Source organism: Pantoea anthophila (assembly GCF_026104315.1).
Lineage (GTDB): Bacteria > Pseudomonadota > Gammaproteobacteria > Enterobacterales > Enterobacteriaceae > Pantoea > Pantoea anthophila.
This window is the reverse complement of sequence record NZ_CP110473.1, coordinates 1,747,470-1,763,248: the sequence shown is the minus strand read 5'-3', so window position 1 is coordinate 1,763,248 and position 15,779 is coordinate 1,747,470. Positions and strand designations below refer to the sequence as shown.

Here is a 15,779-nt window from a genome sequence, read left to right as displayed (position 1 = left end):
ACCTCAGAAGAAAGAAAACGGCGCGCATCTTAGCACAGAATTATGCGTCTGGTTCGGGTTGCTGGCGGATAAAGGCGATGGCGCGACGGATGTCCCGGGTGCGCGGCGTCGGCGGCAGACTGTTCAGGAACAGCGCGCCGTAAGGGCGTGATACCAGCCGTTGATCGCAAATCACCAGCACGCCGCGATCGTCGGTATCACGGATTAACCGTCCCACGCCCTGCTTCAGGGTGATCACCGCATCCGGCAACTGCACATCCGCAAAGGGATCGCCGCCGCGAATCCGGCAATCTTCCATCCGGGCTTTCAGCAGCGGATCTTCCGGTGAGGTGAAAGGCAGCTTGTCGATGATCACCAGCGACAGGGCATCCCCGCGCACATCCACCCCTTCCCAGAAACTGCTGGTCGCGACCAGCAGCGCATTCCCCTTCTCAATAAACTGCTGCAGCAACTGGCCTTTGCTGGTTTCACCTTGCACCAGCACCGGCAGCGTCATGGAGGCGCGAAATTCGGCCGCCAGCTCACGCATCATCAGGTGTGAAGTACAGAGGAAAAAGCAGCGACCTTTGTTGGCGTCAATCAGCGGCTTCATCATCGTGGCCAGCTGGCGGGCGCCCCCCGGACGGTTAGGCTCCGGCAGATTGCGCGGCACGCAGAGCAGCGCCTGCTTCGCAAAGTCGAACGGGCTGTTGAGGATCAGGCTTTTTGCCGCATTGACACCCAGCCGTTCCGAGAAGTGCGCCATCTTCTCATCCACTGCCAGGGTGGCTGAGGTAAAGATCCACGCGGCTTTACGGTTATCCATCACTTCACGAAAACGCTCCGCGACGGAGAGCGGCGTCAGCGCCAGGATAAAGTGACGTGAGGTACATTCATACCAGTAGCTGTAGCCCGGCTCGTTGATGGCCCGCAGCCGTTTCAGCCGGGTACGATAGAGCGCGGCGCGCTCAAAAGTGGCATCCAGCAGGGCTGAACGTCCCAGAGAGAGCTTGATGACGTCGTAACAGAGTTCGAGTGCATCATCCAGCAGCGTAAACATCCGCAGAATGGCGTTGTCACTCAGCAGCTCACGCAGATTCCCGCGATAGCCGGGATCGCCCAGTGACAGGCGAAAGTCCTGCGCGCACTGCGCCAGACGGTCAGCGGATTTCTGCAGCTGCTGGGCATCGCGCACCTCGGTGCGGTAGGCGATGATGATATCTTTGGCGAGGTCGAGCAACTGACGGCTGGAGAGCTGCTGGCCAAAATACTGGCTGGCGATGTCGGGCAGCTGATGGGCTTCGTCGAAGATCATCACATCCGCTTCAGGGATCAGTTCCCCAAAACCGCCCTCTTTAACCACCAGGTCGGCGAGAAAAAGATGGTGGTTCACCACCACCACATCCGCGTCCATGGCGCGCTTTCGCGCCTTCACCACAAAGCACTCTTTGTAACGCGGGCAGTCGGTGCCCAGGCAGTTATCGTTGGTGCTGGTGACCAGCGGCCAGACCGGGCTGTCTTCGGTCACGCCCGCGCAGCTGCTGATGTCGCCATCTTCGGTCTGTGATGACCAGCTGCGCAGCGTCACCAGATCGGTGAGCGCCTGCGCGGTGAGATCGCCACCCGCCATCGACTGCTGTTCCATGCGTTCCAGACAGAGGTAGTTGGAGCGGCCTTTCAGCAGCGCGGTTTTGCCTTTGAACTTCAGCGCCCTGACCATGGTGGGCAGATCGCGCCCATAGAGCTGATCCTGCAGCGCTTTGGATCCGGTCGAGACAATCACTTTTTTATTGGCCCGTAAGGCGGGTGCCAGGTAAGCGTAAGTTTTACCGGTACCGGTACCGGCTTCGACGACCAGTTCACCCTGCTCTTTTACGGCTTCAGAGACCGCCTGCGCCATCTCGCGTTGTGCTTCCCGCGGCTTAAAACCCGGGATACCCAGCGCCAGCGCGCCATCCACTGCAAAATCGTCTGCCACATACCCTCACTAAGAACGGCAAAAACACTGTAATTATGTCAGTATTGCTCAGACAAAGCAAAACGGAGGCTTATCAATGAGTTATGCAGGATCGGTCAGTTCTCCGACAGCCTGCATGTCCTCCTGAACGTGCTGTTAGTGCTTCCCCTGCGGCATAAAGTCACATCCAGTGAACGTTTAATTCGCGGTGTCCGTGAATGCGGGTAAGAAACGGAGAGGAAATAACCCAGTAACGACGGAAGAGAGGCGGGTTTCATTAACGTTGTGCGTGCGCAGGATGATTTAAGCAGGGATTGAACGCTATTTTCATCGCACATGAATCTGCTGCGGAAATAAAGAACCGCAAAACGGCGCACAGGCGGTTTTGCGGTGCTAGCAGAGGGAGCGACCGGTGTCAGACATCCCTTACGGTCGGATCGTCTTCCTCATCCTCTTCTTCATCTTCCGGGTAGATCTCAGCATCATCTGGCAATGGCTCATCGTAATCTGGACGTTCAGACATAATTACCTCCGGTGATAAATAGCAGCACTGCTATTTGATCTGATCATAGTTAACCGGCGCCGGAGGCCGCTGAGTTTCCTTGTGAACTGTGAGCCAGGCGTAAGATCGTTGTAACAGATTGAAAACGATCGCGAGGTGACGCCGCGCTGTGCTAGTGCCGGATATAAAACGCGCCCGCCAGCATGGCAATAAACAGCAGAGCAAAGGTTATAAAACCCTGCTTACTGCCTTTAGAGAGACCGACAAAGGCCGAAATTACAATAAACAGCAGCGTCAGTGCGCCCGCCATCACCCAAAACAGATACTGCGTATTCGCCATGTGCTCATCCTCATCCTGTGGCGCGATATTTCGCTGATTTATACCATTTTTACGCCTGGCCTGTCCTGCATTCCCGCGCCTCGCCAGCCGGCCGCTGCCGCATTCCGTCCCTGCCTGCGCGCTAAAGCCTGTGACGCAGTCAGCAAATGCAGAGGATAACAGCAGGAAATAACCACCCGGATTATAATGATTAAATCGGCTTACCGTTGGGATGTGGCAACCGTAAGCTGACGTGCTGAGACTGGCTTAACGATGTCTTCAGGCTGCGTTAAGCAGATGGCCTTAACCCGACTGCCTGACTCAGGCGGAGGATTGCTATGAATACTTTCCGCATCGGCTCTCTGACTGGCGTGCTGCTGCTCTGCAGCTGTCAGGCCCCCACCCCCGATCAGGCGCGTCTGCAGGAACCCCTCTTTCAGGGCCAGAGCACCCGCACCGTTCCTCAACTCAGCGACTGCATTTATCGCGGCTGGTCCACGACCAGCGTGGTTGCCCGCGATGACACGACCCATACCCGGCCCAGCGGCAGTGCGATCAGCGTCTTTACCTGGGAGGATTCTATCTTTGCGGATGTCTCGCCTTACGGGCGAGGGGCAGAGGTCAAATATTTTACCACCTTCCGGATGGCACCTCAGGTGATGGCAGACAGGCAGGCGATTGTTAAGCGCTGCCTGTGAGGGGTGACAGCGATGCGGGGAATATGGCAGGCTACCTCCCACTTTATTCAGGGAGAAGCCGATGAGTATTACCCGTATTGACCCGGAACACCGTATGTCCGAAGCCGTGATTCACAATGACACGATCTACTACACCAGCGTGCCGGAAAACCTGGACGCCGACGTCGAAGCGCAGACGGCCAATGCGCTGGCGGTGATTGATGCGATGCTGACGCGTCTCGGCAGTGACAAGAGCAAAATTCTTGATGCCACGCTGTTTCTGGTGGATAAGGCTGATTTCCCTGCCATGAACCGCGCCTGGGACGCCTGGGTCTCTCCCGGTAATGCACCGGTGCGCTGTACGGTTCAGGCCGGGCTGTTAAATCCAAAGTACAAAATTGAGATAAAAATTATCGCTGCACGTTAAGCAGAGCGGGCGTTATTCTTCTTCGTTTTCGTCATCTTCGTCGTCGAAGAGCGCCCGGATCTGTTCGCCCGAGTGAGTCTGCCGGATCTCCTGCGCCACCTGGGCGATAGCCTGACCACTCGATAAACCCCCTGCCATCAATTCCTGAATACGCTCGACGGCCTGCTGCTGCTGCTCATGAGAGAGCGCCGGTAATCCTGTAAACATGTTCTGCTCCTGTGTTGGGTCAGACAGTATCCCACGCGGAACTAACAGGTGCCAGTCAGGAAAAAATATGTCAGTCTGACCGCCTCTTTGCTTGCTGATTTTTCTGCCCGATGATTGTTGAAACCCTCACGCTTGATTATACCCCGGATGCGCTGACCCGGCGTTTTGCCCCCATTGCCCATCTGCCCTGGGCGATGCTGCTCTCCTCCGCCCAGGCCAGCCACAGCGATAACCGCTTTGATATTCTGACGGCTAATCCCCGCGCCACCCTGGTGACCCGCGGGGCGATCACCTCGATCAGCGATCGCAGCGGCACCCGTGAATCGGCCGCCGACCCTCTGCTGCTGGTGCAGCAGCAGTGCGATGCGCTGGGCGTGACGCCTGCCGCCAGTGAGACGCTGCCGTTTCAGGGCGGCGCGCTGGGTCTGTTTGGCTACGACCTGGGCCGCCGGTTTGAAACGCTGCCCGCCAGGGCCGAGGCCGACCTCATCACGCCCGATATGGCCGTAGGGATCTATGACTGGGCGCTTATTGCCGATCACCATCAGCAGACCCTGACCCTGGTGGCGCTGGAGGCGGCGCAGGCGCGGCTCGCCTGGCTGACACAGTGGCCCGCGCGTGAGGCGCTGCCCTTTTCACTGACCAGCGGCTGGCGTTCTAATCTGAGCTACGCCGACTATGCCGCCCGCTTCGCGGCGGTTCAGGACTATATCCAGGCCGGTGACTGCTACCAGGTTAATCTGGCACAGCGTTTCCAGGCGGCTTATCAGGGAGATGAGTGGCAGGCGTTCTGTCAGCTGAATGATGCTAACCGTGCGCCGTTCAGCGCTTTTCTTCGCCTGCCGGAGAGTGCCATCCTCAGCCTGTCGCCGGAGCGTTTCCTCTCGCTGAATAACCGGCAGATCGAAACCCGCCCGATCAAGGGAACCCGGCCACGCTGCGCGGATCCGATAGCGGATGCCCAACAGGCGGAGGCGCTGCGCCATGCGGAGAAAGATCGGGCCGAGAACCTGATGATCGTCGACCTACTGCGCAATGACATTGGCCGCGTGGCGCAGCCCGGCTCCGTTACCGTGCCGGCACTGTTTGAGGTGGAACCCTTCCCCGCCGTGCATCATCTGGTGAGTACGGTTCGTGCGCGGCTGCCCGCCTCTCTGCAGGCCACCGACCTGCTGCGGGCCTGTTTTCCGGGAGGCTCGATTACCGGCGCGCCCAAGATCCGGGCCATGGAGATCATCGATGAACTGGAGCCCCAGCGGCGCAATGCCTGGTGCGGCAGCATTGGCTATCTCAGCCTCTGTGGGCGGATGGATAGCAGCATCACCATTCGCACCCTGATTGCCGAGGGCCAGCAGCTCTACTGTGCAGCCGGTGGCGGTCTGGTGGCAGACAGCGATCCGCACGCGGAATATCAGGAGACGCTGGACAAAGTGAGCCGGATCTTACCGGCACTGGAACAATCGGGAGGTTCAGTTGGCTCTGACGCTTGAGACTTTTCGCTGCCGCTTTCTGTTGCAGCAGCCGGCGCGCACGACGCAGCGCCTCTCTGGCCGGCACGCGGCAGTCCTCGTACCCATCGTGGCGCGGCCTGAGCCGGGCCTGTTGCTGACACAGCGCTCGCACGCCCTGCGCAAACATGCCGGACAGGTCGCCTTTCCCGGCGGAATGCAGGATGACGACGACGCCTCGCTGATCGCCACAGCACTACGCGAGGCTCATGAAGAAGTGGGCATCGAACCGCAGCAGGTCGAGATACTCGGTTCGCTGCCTGCGGTGACCAGCAGTACCGGTTTTCAGGTGACGCCGGTGCTGGGGATCATTCCGGCCAGTCTGCGTTTAACCCTCAACCCGGATGAGGTGCACAGCGCCTTTGAGATGCCGCTGGCTGAGGCGTTACAGCTCAGCCGCTACAGTTCGCTGGAGGTTCATCGGGCCGGTGTCCGGCACCCGGTCTGGCTGTCACGCTATCAGGATTATCTGGTGTGGGGGATGACCGCCGGAATAATCCGCGCACTGAGCACGCAGATCGCCTTCTGACCCCCTTTTCCCGCACGAACCTCATGGAAGCCCGTCAACTCCCTGCCGGGCCCCGCTATAATATTTTCTATCGGTTTTGATAAGTTTATTTCATGCGAAAAGCTGCTCTTTTCCGGTGCATGACCATTACTATTAGCGCCATAAACTGCCCCGGCAGAGTGAGAATAATTGTGAGGAGTGTCACCTGTGATTAGTGTTTTCGACATGTTCAAAGTGGGCATCGGCCCCTCGAGTTCGCATACTGTCGGCCCGATGAAAGCGGGTAAACAGTTTGTGGACTTGCTGTGCGAACAGGGAAAGCTGCAGGAGGTCACCCGAATCGCTGTGGATGTCTACGGTTCCCTGTCGCTGACCGGCAAGGGTCACCACACCGACATCGCCATCATTATGGGTCTGGCGGGCGAATCGCCGGACACCGTCGATATTGATGCGATCCCCGCCTTTATCAAAGACGTCGAGCAGCGTGAGCGACTGCTGGTGGCGAAAGGGGCACACGAAGTCGACTTCCCGCGCGAAGGCGGCATGGTATTTCGCAGTGAGAATCTCTCGCTGCATGAAAATGGCCTGCGCCTGCTGGCTTTTGCCGGCGACCTGCTGATCCTGTCAAAAACCTACTATTCCGTGGGTGGCGGGTTCATTGTTGATGAAGAGCATTTCGGCCAGTCGGCGCTGGATGAGGTCTCGGTTCCGTGGCCGTTCCACTCTGCCAAAGATCTGCTGGCGCACTGCCGTGAAACCGGCCTGTCACTCTCCGGCCTGGTGATGAAAAATGAGCTGGCGCTGCACAGCCGCGACGAGATCCATGCCTACTTCGCCACGATCTGGCAGACGATGCAGGCCTGTATCGATCGCGGTCTGAACACCGAGGGCGTCCTGCCCGGTCCTCTGCGTGTGCCACGCCGCGCCGCGTCGCTGCGTCGCCTGCTCACCTCCTCAACCAAACACTCCAGCGACCCGATGATTGTGATCGACTGGATCAATATGTTTGCGCTGGCCGTCAATGAAGAGAACGCGGCGGGCGGCCGGGTGGTGACCGCCCCGACGAACGGTGCCTGCGGTATCGTGCCTGCGGTGCTCGCCTACTATGATCATTTTATCGAACCCGTAACGCCCGATATCTTCCTGCGTTACTTCCTCGCCTCGGGGGCGATTGGCGTGCTCTATAAGATGAACGCCTCCATCTCGGGCGCAGAAGTGGGCTGCCAGGGTGAAGTCGGCGTTGCCTGCTCCATGGCGGCGGCCGGGCTGGCAGAGCTGCTGGGCGGCAGCCCGGAGCAGGTCTGCGTGGCGGCTGAGATCGGCATGGAGCATAACCTGGGTCTGACCTGTGACCCGGTCGCCGGACAGGTGCAGGTGCCCTGCATTGAGCGTAATGCTATCGCCTCTGTCAAAGCGATTAACGCCGCGCGTATGGCCCTGCGCCGCACCAGTGAGCCGCGCGTCTCTCTGGATAAGGTTATCGAGACGATGTATGAAACCGGCAAAGACATGAATGCCAAGTATCGTGAAACCTCCCGCGGCGGTCTGGCCATTAAAGTACAGTGTGATTAAGCGAAACGTTTAAACGTTCAAATAACGTGCAAACGTAATCAAATCCGCATCCTGCGCTATCTCAGCGCAGGTTTACACGGTAGAGTATTTTCCGCGCAGCCGTCCGGCCTGCGCAGCTATCCAGACCCGCTTTTCTGCATTCCGGCCTCAATTTTAATGGGGCCGTGCCGATATTAACCCCGATATTTTTTGCTTTTTTCTGGCTTTAGGGAAGGTGGATACTGATGTATATGGCCCAGCAATTTGTTGGACAATTCAGACGAAAGCGTTTGCTTATTGCACTGTCAATCGCCACCGTAGTGCTGATACTCACGCTGGCCTTTCGCTATATCGAAGAGAAGTCACGTATTGAGCAGCAGGCAATGGATTTTGCCGACAAAGCGATTATGCGCTTTGATCGGATGTTCTCGCCGCTGGAGGTATCCGCCAATAACACGCTGGGTCTGGTCGGCGTCCCCTGTCAGGACGTTCGCTTTCCGCTGATTGAAAAAATCTCTTCCCTGCAGACCGTCCGGGCGATTCTGCTGGTGGATAACGACAGCATCTACTGCTCCAGTATTTACGGGCCTCGCGCCATCCCCTTCAGCCAGACCTACCCCGATTTAGCTTTTAATAACCAGCGCATGACCCTGTCCACCGACCAATACCTGCTGAAAGGCTCGCCGGTTCTGCTGCTGTGGACCCCCAGAAGCCTCGATAACCGCGCCGGGATTCTGCAGGTAATTAACATCGAGATGATGAGCAACTATGTGCTCGAACCGCAGCTGCCCTGGGTGGAACGTGCCGTGTTCAACGTCAACGGCCAGAGTCTGGAGTATGGTAATCCCCTTATTGAGCCGACCGTACCCTCGGAAGAGGAGGTGAGCTATGAGCAGGGCTCGCTGCGTTACCCCTTTACTCTGACGCTCTATGGCCCCTCACCGACCCGACTGGCGCTGGCAACCCTGCCCTCGCAACTGCCGCTGGCGCTGCTGCTCAGTCTGCTGATGGGCTACATTGTCTGGCTGGCGACCGCAAACCGGATGAGCCTGAGCTGGCAAATCAGTTATGGCATCACGGCTAATGAGTTTATGGTCTACTGTCAGCCGCTAATCAACAGCAGCAGCGGCGAGTGCGACGGCATCGAGCTGCTGCTGCGCTGGCATAACCCCCGCCAGGGCTGGATTGCACCGGATGTTTTCATCCCGCTGGCCGAACGTCAGAACCTGATTAAGCCGCTGACCCGCTTTGTGCTGAATGAGGTGGTCAGGCAGTTACCCCAGCTACCGGATGACCGCGACTTCCATATCGCCATCAACGTCGCTGCCAGCCATTTCCGGGACCGTGCCATCCTGCAGGATCTGCAGAACCTCTGGTGGCCCGCAAATCCGGTGCCGAAGCTGGTGGTCGAGCTGACCGAGCGGGATGCCCTGCCGGTGGTCGATCAGTCGGTAATTGCGCAACTGCACGAGATCGGCGTGCGGCTGGCAATTGACGACTTCGGCACCGGTCACAGCTCGCTCTCCTATCTGAAGGATTTGCAGCCTGACGTGCTGAAGATCGACAAGATATTCACGGCGGCCATCGGCACGGACGCGATCAACGCGACGGTGACGGATATGGTGATTTCCCTGGCACAGCGCCTGAACATCAGCCTGGTGGCCGAGGGAGTAGAAACGGCTGAGCAGGCCGCCTACCTGTGCGAACGCGGGGTGGATCATCTGCAGGGCTACTATTTCGCCCGCCCGATGCCGCTGGAGGACTTTCCGGCCTGGCTGACGCAGCACCGGCTGGAGGTGCGGCAGCCCTCATAACCGGACGCGTCGGAAGCGATGTGCCCTGGCGCTTTGCCGCCACCGATAAAAAAACAGCCGCGGCGGTCAGGCAGCGGCTGTCGGAGAGAGTCAGCGCGGCCTCAGTAACGGACCGCGCATCGAAAAGCGTTACGCCTCTTCATCCTCATCGTGTGGCTTATCTTTGGTAACGCGCACCAGATCGATACGGTAGTCGGTCGCTTCGATAATCTGAAAGTGCAGCGGGCTGATATCGATCACGTCGCCCGGAAGCGGCAACTGCCCTTTCTGCGCAATCAGCAGACCCGCCAGCGAGGCGTGATCTTCGGTCGGATCGACCAGTTCATGGAAGTCGAGCAGCTGCTGCAGCGAGTGCAGATCGGTGCCGCCCTTCACTAACCAGCCATCCCCATCAGCCACGATCTCCGGCGTTTCATCTTCATCCGGGAATTCACCCGCAATCGCTTCCAGCACGTCCAGCGGCGTAATCAGCCCCTGCACGACGCCAAACTCATTGGTGACGATGACGAAGCTGCCACGTGCACGACGCAGCACGCCAAGCAGGTTAATCGGGTCCAGCGTTTCAGGCACCACGATGGTAGGCGTATTCGCTGCAAACGTCGCCACATCCACGCCATGCTCCAGCGCCACCAGCAACTCTTTCGCCCGCACCACACCGATAATTTCATCCAGCTCGCCCCGGCAGACCGGGAAGAGGCTGTGAGGCGTATCCAGCAGCTGATCGCGAATCTCATCCAGCGGACGGTTCGCATCGACCCAGGAGATCTCGCCGCGCGGCGTCATGATGCTGCGGATGGAGCGGGACGCCAGCGTCAGTACGCCATTAATCATGAAGCGCTCTTCATCTTTAAAGGCTTCCTGCGGCATCGCCTCGGCCAGCGCAGACTCTTCGCTGCTGCCTGCATTGCTGTTGCTCGCCGTCTGCGCGCGGTTGCGACCGCCCATCAGGCGCAGAATCGCCTCTGCGGTGCGCTCACGCATCGGCCGGTTTGACTGATGGCGGATAAAGTTTCGGCGTGCAATCTGGTTGAACAGCTCAATCAGGATTGAGAAGCCAATCGCCGCATAGAGGTAACCTTTCGGAATATGGAAACCAAAGCCTTCTGCCACCAGCGACAGGCCGATCATCAGCAGGAAGCTCAGGCAGAGCACCACCACCGTCGGGTGCGCGTTAACGAAGTTGGTTAATGGCTTGGACGCCAGCAGCATCACACCCATCGCAATCACCACGGCGGTCATCATTACCGGCAGGTGGTTCACCATACCCACGGCGGTGATAACGGCATCCAGTGAGAACACCGCGTCCAGTACCACAATCTGTGTCACCACGGCCCAGAAACTGGCATAACCGCGGTTCCCGCCGCCCTCGAGCTGACGGTTCTCCAGCCTTTCGTGCAGTTCCATGGTCGCTTTGAACAGCAGGAACAGGCCCCCGGCCAGCAGGATTAAATCACGACCGGCAAAGCTGAAACCGCCGACGCTGAAGAGCGGCGTGGTGAGCGTAACCATCCAGGAGATCAGCGAGAGCAGACCCAGACGCATCACCAGCGCCAGCGACAGGCCGATCAGGCGCGCTTTATCACGCTGCTTCGGCGGCAGTTTGTCGGCCAGAATGGCAATAAACACCAGGTTGTCGATGCCCAGGACGATTTCCAGTACGACAAGCGTCAGTAAACCCGCCCAGATTGAGGGGTCGAATAAAAATTCCATTATTTATGACTCCTGAACAGGGAAAAGAGTAAGCCGGTGGCTGTCGGCGCAGCGAGGCGTGACATCCGGGTCGTCGGGAAAACAGAGAAAACGCCGTCAGGCGAAAGGTGACGCGCCAGCAGGCGCAAAGAACAGATTAAGCGACGTCGGTGACGATCCATAAAGGTGGGCTGAAGCCCGACACTCCTGAGTAATAAACAGAAGGCTAATGTATCAGGTCGGTAAATGGCGTCAAAAAATTTTCTTATTTTTACAATCTGCAATGAGGTTGATCGTATGCATAAAACGATTCACTCGTTCTGCCGTGGGGTAAATAACTGACCAATGTCACAAAATTTATTTTTTCGATCACTAAAATAAATCGCGACCTAACCGCCTTAACGGTGTTAACCGATGATTTCTGGCGCTCAGCCAGTCATCGCCAGCACCCTGGTAAAAATAACCGAAACGATTCTGACAGGGCCATTTACTCAGATGAGCTTCTTTAGTGAACGGAGGTAGCACGTGACCATTGCGATTGTAATTGGTACTCACGGCTGGGCAGCGGAACAACTGCTTAAAACGGCAGAAATGCTGTTAGGTGAGCAGGAGAACGTCGGCTGGATAGACTTTGTGCCGGGTGAAAATGCAGAAACACTGATCGAAAAATATGAAACGCAGCTGGCAAAACTGGATACGACGCAGGGGGTACTCTTTTTAGTCGATACCTGGGGTGGCAGTCCGTTTAATGCGGCCAGCCGTATCGTGGTGGATAAACCGCAGTATGAGGTCATCGCCGGGGTCAATATCCCGATGCTGGTCGAAACGCTGATGGCGCGCGATGACAACCCGACGCTCGACGAGCTGGTGGCAGTGGCGGTTGAGACCGGCCGTGAAGGCGTTAAAGCGCTGAAAGCCAAAGAGGAGGTGCCCGCGCCCGCCGCCGTGAAACCGGCTGCGCCCGCGCAACCGGCTAAGCCGATGGCTCCCGGCGACCATATGAAGATCGGGCTGGCACGTATCGATGATCGCCTGATCCACGGCCAGGTCGCGACGCGCTGGACCAAAGAGACAAACGTTCAGCGCATTATTGTGGTCAGCGATGAGGTGGCAAAGGATCACGTCCGCAAAACCCTGCTGACGCAGGTCGCGCCGCCCGGCGTGACGGCGCATGTGGTCGATGTCGATAAGATGGTTCGGGTGTGGAATAACCCAAAGTATGGTCAGGATCGGGTGATGCTGCTGTTTACCAACCCCACCGACGTTCTGCGCGTGGTGGAACAGGGTGTCGATATCAGGACCGTCAACATCGGCGGGATGGCGTTCCGTCAGGGAAAAACCCAGGTCAACAATGCGGTTTCGGTGGATGAAAAAGATATCGCCGCCTTCCGCAAACTGAATGAACGCCATATCGAACTGGAAGTGCGTAAGGTTTCCAGCGATCAGAAACTGAAAATGATGGATCTGATTGCGAAAGTAAACGCATAACAGAAGAGCTGCTGCGCCTGCGTTTCCGGGCTCATTTTCGCTATCCTGCTGAGGACAAGAAGTATGATGGAAATAACCTCGCTACAAATTATTCTGATTTTTATTGTTGCCTGTATTGCCGGCATGGGGTCGATTCTGGATGAGTTCCAGTTTCACCGTCCGCTGGTGGCCTGTACCCTGATTGGTATCGTGCTGGGGGATATGAAAACCGGCATTATCATCGGCGGAACGCTGGAGATGATTGCGCTGGGCTGGATGAACATCGGTGCCGCCGTGGCCCCCGATGCCGCTCTCGCCTCCATCATCTCTACCATTCTGGTGATCGCGGGCGGTCAGAGTGTGGGAGCCGGTATTGCGCTGGCCATCCCGCTGGCCGCCGCCGGACAGGTGCTGACCATCATCGTGCGAACCCTGACCGTCGCCTTCCAGCATGCCGCGGACAAAGCCGCAGAGAAAGGCAACCTCACCGCTATCTCCTGGATCCATGTCTCTGCCCTGCTGCTGCAGGCGATGCGTATCGCTATCCCGGCGCTGATTGTGGCGATCTCCGTCGGCACCAGTGCGGTTCACGCCCTGCTCAGTTCGATCCCTGAGGTGGTCACCAATGGTCTGAATATCGCGGGCGGCATGATTGTGGTGGTCGGTTACGCGATGGTCATCAACATGATGCGCGCGGGCTACCTGATGCCCTTCTTCTATCTCGGCTTTGTCACCGCGGCCTTTACCAACTTTAACCTGGTGGCGCTGGGGGTCATTGGTGTGGTGATGGCGGTGCTCTACATTCAGCTCAGCCCGAAATACAACCGTGTAGCGGGGGCCCCTTCCGGCCCGGCGACCGCGAACGATCTTGATAACGAACTCGATTAAGGAACAGGTGATCACATGGTTGATATTACGAAAGTCGAAAAGAAACTGACACCCGGTGACGTCCGCGCCGTCTTTATGCGCTCGAACCTGTTTCAGGGATCGTGGAATTTTGAACGTATGCAGGCGCTGGGCTTCTGCTTCTCAATGGTGCCGGTGATCCGCCGTCTCTATCCGGAGAATAATGATGAGCGCAGGCAGGCAATCAAGCGCCATCTGGAGTTCTTCAACACCCATCCTTATGTGGCCGCGCCGGTGCTCGGCGTTACCATGGCGATGGAGGAGCAGCGTGCCAACGGCGCGCCTATCGACGACGGTGCCATCAACGGCCTGAAAGTCGGTCTGATGGGCCCGCTGGCGGGTGTCGGCGACCCGATCTTCTGGGGCACCGTGCGTCCGGTGTTTGCCGCGCTGGGTGCCGGCATCGCGATGAGCGGCAGCCTGCTGGGCCCTCTGCTGTTCTTTGTGCTGTTTAACCTGGCGCGCCTGCTGACCCGCTACTACGGCGTGGCGTATGGCTATCGCAAAGGGATCGATATCGTCAGCGATATGGGCGGCGGATTTCTGCAGAAACTCACGGAGGGCGCCTCGATTCTCGGCCTGTTTGTGATGGGCGCGCTGGTAAACAAGTGGACGCACGTCAACATCCCGCTGGTGGTGTCGCGTATCACCGACTCCACCGGTAAGACCACCGTCACCACGGTGCAGTCGATCCTCGATCAGCTGATGCCAGGCATCGTGCCGCTGCTGCTGACCTTCGGCTGTATGTGGCTGTTGCGCCGTAAGGTCAACGCGCTGTGGATTATCGTCGGCTTCTTTGCCATCGGTATTTTTGGTTACTGGATCGGCCTGCTCGGTCTGTAATCTCAACCGGCCGGGCGCGCTGGCGCCCGGCTTTTAAGCGTAGTGAGCTGAGCCACAACCGGCTGAGCTCACCCCGTTTGAGGCCAGATGTTATGTCATTAACTGATGCGCTTATCGCGCTCTGCATTGCCGCCCTGCTGCTGTTCGCCCTTTATGACGAGGTGATTCTGCCGCGTCGACGCGGGCCTGTCCGCTTACGGGTCGCCCTGCAGCGACGGCACAAAATCGACAGCCTGATTTTCATCGGGCTGCTGCTGATTCTGCTGGGAAACAACATCACCCATCACGGCCCGCAGCTCACCACCACCCTGCTGATGGTGCTGAGCTTTCTGGCGTTCTGGCTTTTCTGGCTGCGCAGGCCCACGCTGCTGATGAAAGCCGAAGGGTTATTTTATGCCGGTGTCTGGATTGATTACCGGCGGATTCAGGGCATGAATCTCTCTGAGGATGGCATTCTGGTCATTCAGCTGGAGCAGCGCCGGCTGCTGATTGCGGTGCAGCAGCTCGACGATCTGGAGCGCATCTATAATACGCTGGTTGAGGCGCGCTAGTCGCGCTGCCACTGCGTCAGGGTAAAGTCGGCATCACAACTGAACGACTCGCTCTGCTGCAGCGTCTCCCAGACCGCTTCCCGCGCCCGCCACGCAAAAGGCGTCATCTGCAGCAGGGTCGTTGCGGCCCCGCCCGTCAGCGCCATCGGATAACGCAGCGTATGCTGCGCCACCTGCCGGAAGCCCGGGTAGGTTTTCTGCTCTGCCGTATGCAGCTGCACGTCGCGATAGATCAGGGCTTTAAACTGCTGCAGATGATGCGGTCCGGGCGTTACCGTCAGTACCGTGCCGCCGGGCTTCAGGACGCGGGCCAGTTCCGCTTCATTGCAGGGCGCGTAAATCCGCACCACGGCATCCAGCGAGCCATCGGCAAAAGGCAGACGCTGGCTGGAGGCTACGCAGAACCGCACCGCGGGATAACGCTTAGCGGCGAGGCGGATAGCCATTCTGGCCACATCCAGGCCATACACCTGTCCGCCTTCCCCTGCCGCCTCTGCCAGCGCAGCGGTGTAGTAGCCTTCGCCACAGCCGATATCCAGAATCTGGCTCTCCGGCAGGTTCAGCACCGGTTGCAGCAGCGCGACGACCTGCTCACGCAGCGGCTGATAATAGCCCGCCTGCAGAAATTCCCGTCGAGCCTGCATCATCTCTGCACTGTCACCTGGCTCACGCGACCGTTTATGCTGAACGGGCAGCAGATTGACATACCCCTCTTTCGCCTGATCAAACTGATGGCGATTCTCGCAGGACCAGCTGCGGGCATGGAAAGTCAGAGGAGAGTGGCAAAGCGGGCAAATCAACGACATAGGGGACTCCGGCATCAGATAACGCGGCGCAGTGTAACCTTATCGTTTACGCATCGGAAGCATAAAGA

Annotated in this window: 15 protein-coding genes; 10 read left to right on the top strand and 5 right to left on the bottom strand. The window is 58.2% G+C overall.

The features are described from left to right. Positions 1-40: 40 nt before the first annotated feature. Complete coding sequence (locus OJ965_RS10695) at positions 41-1,957, bottom strand: DNA repair helicase YoaA (RefSeq protein ID WP_265139199.1); 1,917 nt, start codon at positions 1,955-1,957, stop codon at positions 41-43. A 653-nt stretch (positions 1,958-2,610) separates the two neighbouring features. Then, positions 2,611-2,778 (bottom strand): hypothetical protein, encoded by a 168-nt coding sequence (locus OJ965_RS10690; protein WP_009089835.1) that lies wholly within the window; start codon positions 2,776-2,778, stop codon positions 2,611-2,613. Between the two features lie 317 nt (positions 2,779-3,095). On the opposite strand from OJ965_RS10690, the gene OJ965_RS10685 reads away from it, so the two are divergent. Beyond that, positions 3,096-3,455, top strand: coding sequence for a hypothetical protein (locus OJ965_RS10685; RefSeq protein WP_265139198.1), 360 nt, complete (start codon positions 3,096-3,098; stop codon positions 3,453-3,455). Positions 3,456-3,516: 61 nt separating this feature from the next. Next, complete coding sequence (locus OJ965_RS10680) at positions 3,517-3,861, top strand: RidA family protein (RefSeq protein ID WP_265139197.1); 345 nt, start codon at positions 3,517-3,519, stop codon at positions 3,859-3,861. 12 nt (positions 3,862-3,873) lie between these two features. Here OJ965_RS10680 and OJ965_RS10675 read toward each other — a convergent pair whose 3' ends face one another. Next, entirely contained in the window at positions 3,874-4,068 is a 195-nt protein-coding gene (locus tag OJ965_RS10675) for a YoaH family protein (protein ID WP_009089830.1), read from the bottom strand. 110 nt (positions 4,069-4,178) lie between these two features. Between OJ965_RS10675 and pabB the strand changes: the two genes are divergently transcribed. The 4 genes from pabB (at position 4,179) to OJ965_RS10655 (ending at position 9,449) form a co-directional block, all read left to right on the top strand. Then, the gene (gene pabB / locus OJ965_RS10670; RefSeq protein WP_150029512.1) at positions 4,179-5,558 is read left to right on the top strand and encodes an aminodeoxychorismate synthase component 1; all 1,380 of its coding nucleotides are present in this window, start codon (positions 4,179-4,181) and stop codon (positions 5,556-5,558) included. Further along, positions 5,542-6,105, top strand: coding sequence for a CoA pyrophosphatase (locus OJ965_RS10665; RefSeq protein ID WP_140028624.1), 564 nt, complete (start codon positions 5,542-5,544; stop codon positions 6,103-6,105). Before pabB ends, OJ965_RS10665 begins: the two co-directional genes overlap by 17 nt. A 186-nt stretch (positions 6,106-6,291) precedes the next feature. Beyond that, positions 6,292-7,656, top strand: coding sequence for an L-serine ammonia-lyase (locus OJ965_RS10660; RefSeq protein ID WP_046101949.1), 1,365 nt, complete (start codon positions 6,292-6,294; stop codon positions 7,654-7,656). A 224-nt stretch (positions 7,657-7,880) separates the two neighbouring features. Then, a complete protein-coding gene (locus tag OJ965_RS10655; protein ID WP_265139196.1) occupies positions 7,881-9,449 on the top strand; it encodes an EAL domain-containing protein in 1,569 nt (522 codons plus the stop codon). Positions 9,450-9,578: 129 nt separating this feature from the next. On the opposite strand, the gene OJ965_RS10650 is transcribed toward OJ965_RS10655, so the two are convergent. Further along, the gene (locus tag OJ965_RS10650) at positions 9,579-11,159 is read right to left on the bottom strand and encodes a TerC family protein (protein ID WP_265139195.1); all 1,581 of its coding nucleotides are present in this window, start codon (positions 11,157-11,159) and stop codon (positions 9,579-9,581) included. A 504-nt stretch (positions 11,160-11,663) separates the two neighbouring features. On the opposite strand from OJ965_RS10650, the gene manX reads away from it, so the two are divergent. The 4 genes from manX to OJ965_RS10630 all read left to right on the top strand — a co-directional run bounded on the left by manX (position 11,664) and on the right by OJ965_RS10630 (position 14,905). Continuing rightward, complete coding sequence (gene manX, locus OJ965_RS10645) at positions 11,664-12,626, top strand: PTS mannose transporter subunit IIAB (RefSeq protein ID WP_154928240.1); 963 nt, start codon at positions 11,664-11,666, stop codon at positions 12,624-12,626. A 66-nt stretch (positions 12,627-12,692) separates the two neighbouring features. Continuing rightward, complete coding sequence (locus tag OJ965_RS10640; RefSeq protein WP_009089820.1) at positions 12,693-13,493, top strand: PTS mannose/fructose/sorbose transporter subunit IIC; 801 nt, start codon at positions 12,693-12,695, stop codon at positions 13,491-13,493. 15 nt (positions 13,494-13,508) lie between these two features. Beyond that, positions 13,509-14,354 carry a PTS mannose transporter subunit IID gene (locus OJ965_RS10635; protein ID WP_009089819.1) on the top strand — a complete coding sequence of 282 codons (846 nt, stop codon included), beginning with the start codon at positions 13,509-13,511 and terminating at the stop codon, positions 14,352-14,354. A 92-nt stretch (positions 14,355-14,446) separates the two neighbouring features. Then, entirely contained in the window at positions 14,447-14,905 is a 459-nt protein-coding gene (locus OJ965_RS10630) for a DUF986 family protein (protein ID WP_265139194.1), read from the top strand. Here OJ965_RS10630 and rlmA read toward each other — a convergent pair. Continuing rightward, on the bottom strand, positions 14,902-15,711 hold the full coding sequence (gene rlmA / locus OJ965_RS10625; RefSeq protein WP_265139193.1) for a 23S rRNA (guanine(745)-N(1))-methyltransferase: 810 nt from the start codon (positions 15,709-15,711) through the stop codon (positions 14,902-14,904). The genes OJ965_RS10630 and rlmA overlap by 4 nt on opposite strands. Between the last annotated feature and the right edge of the window lie 68 nt (positions 15,712-15,779).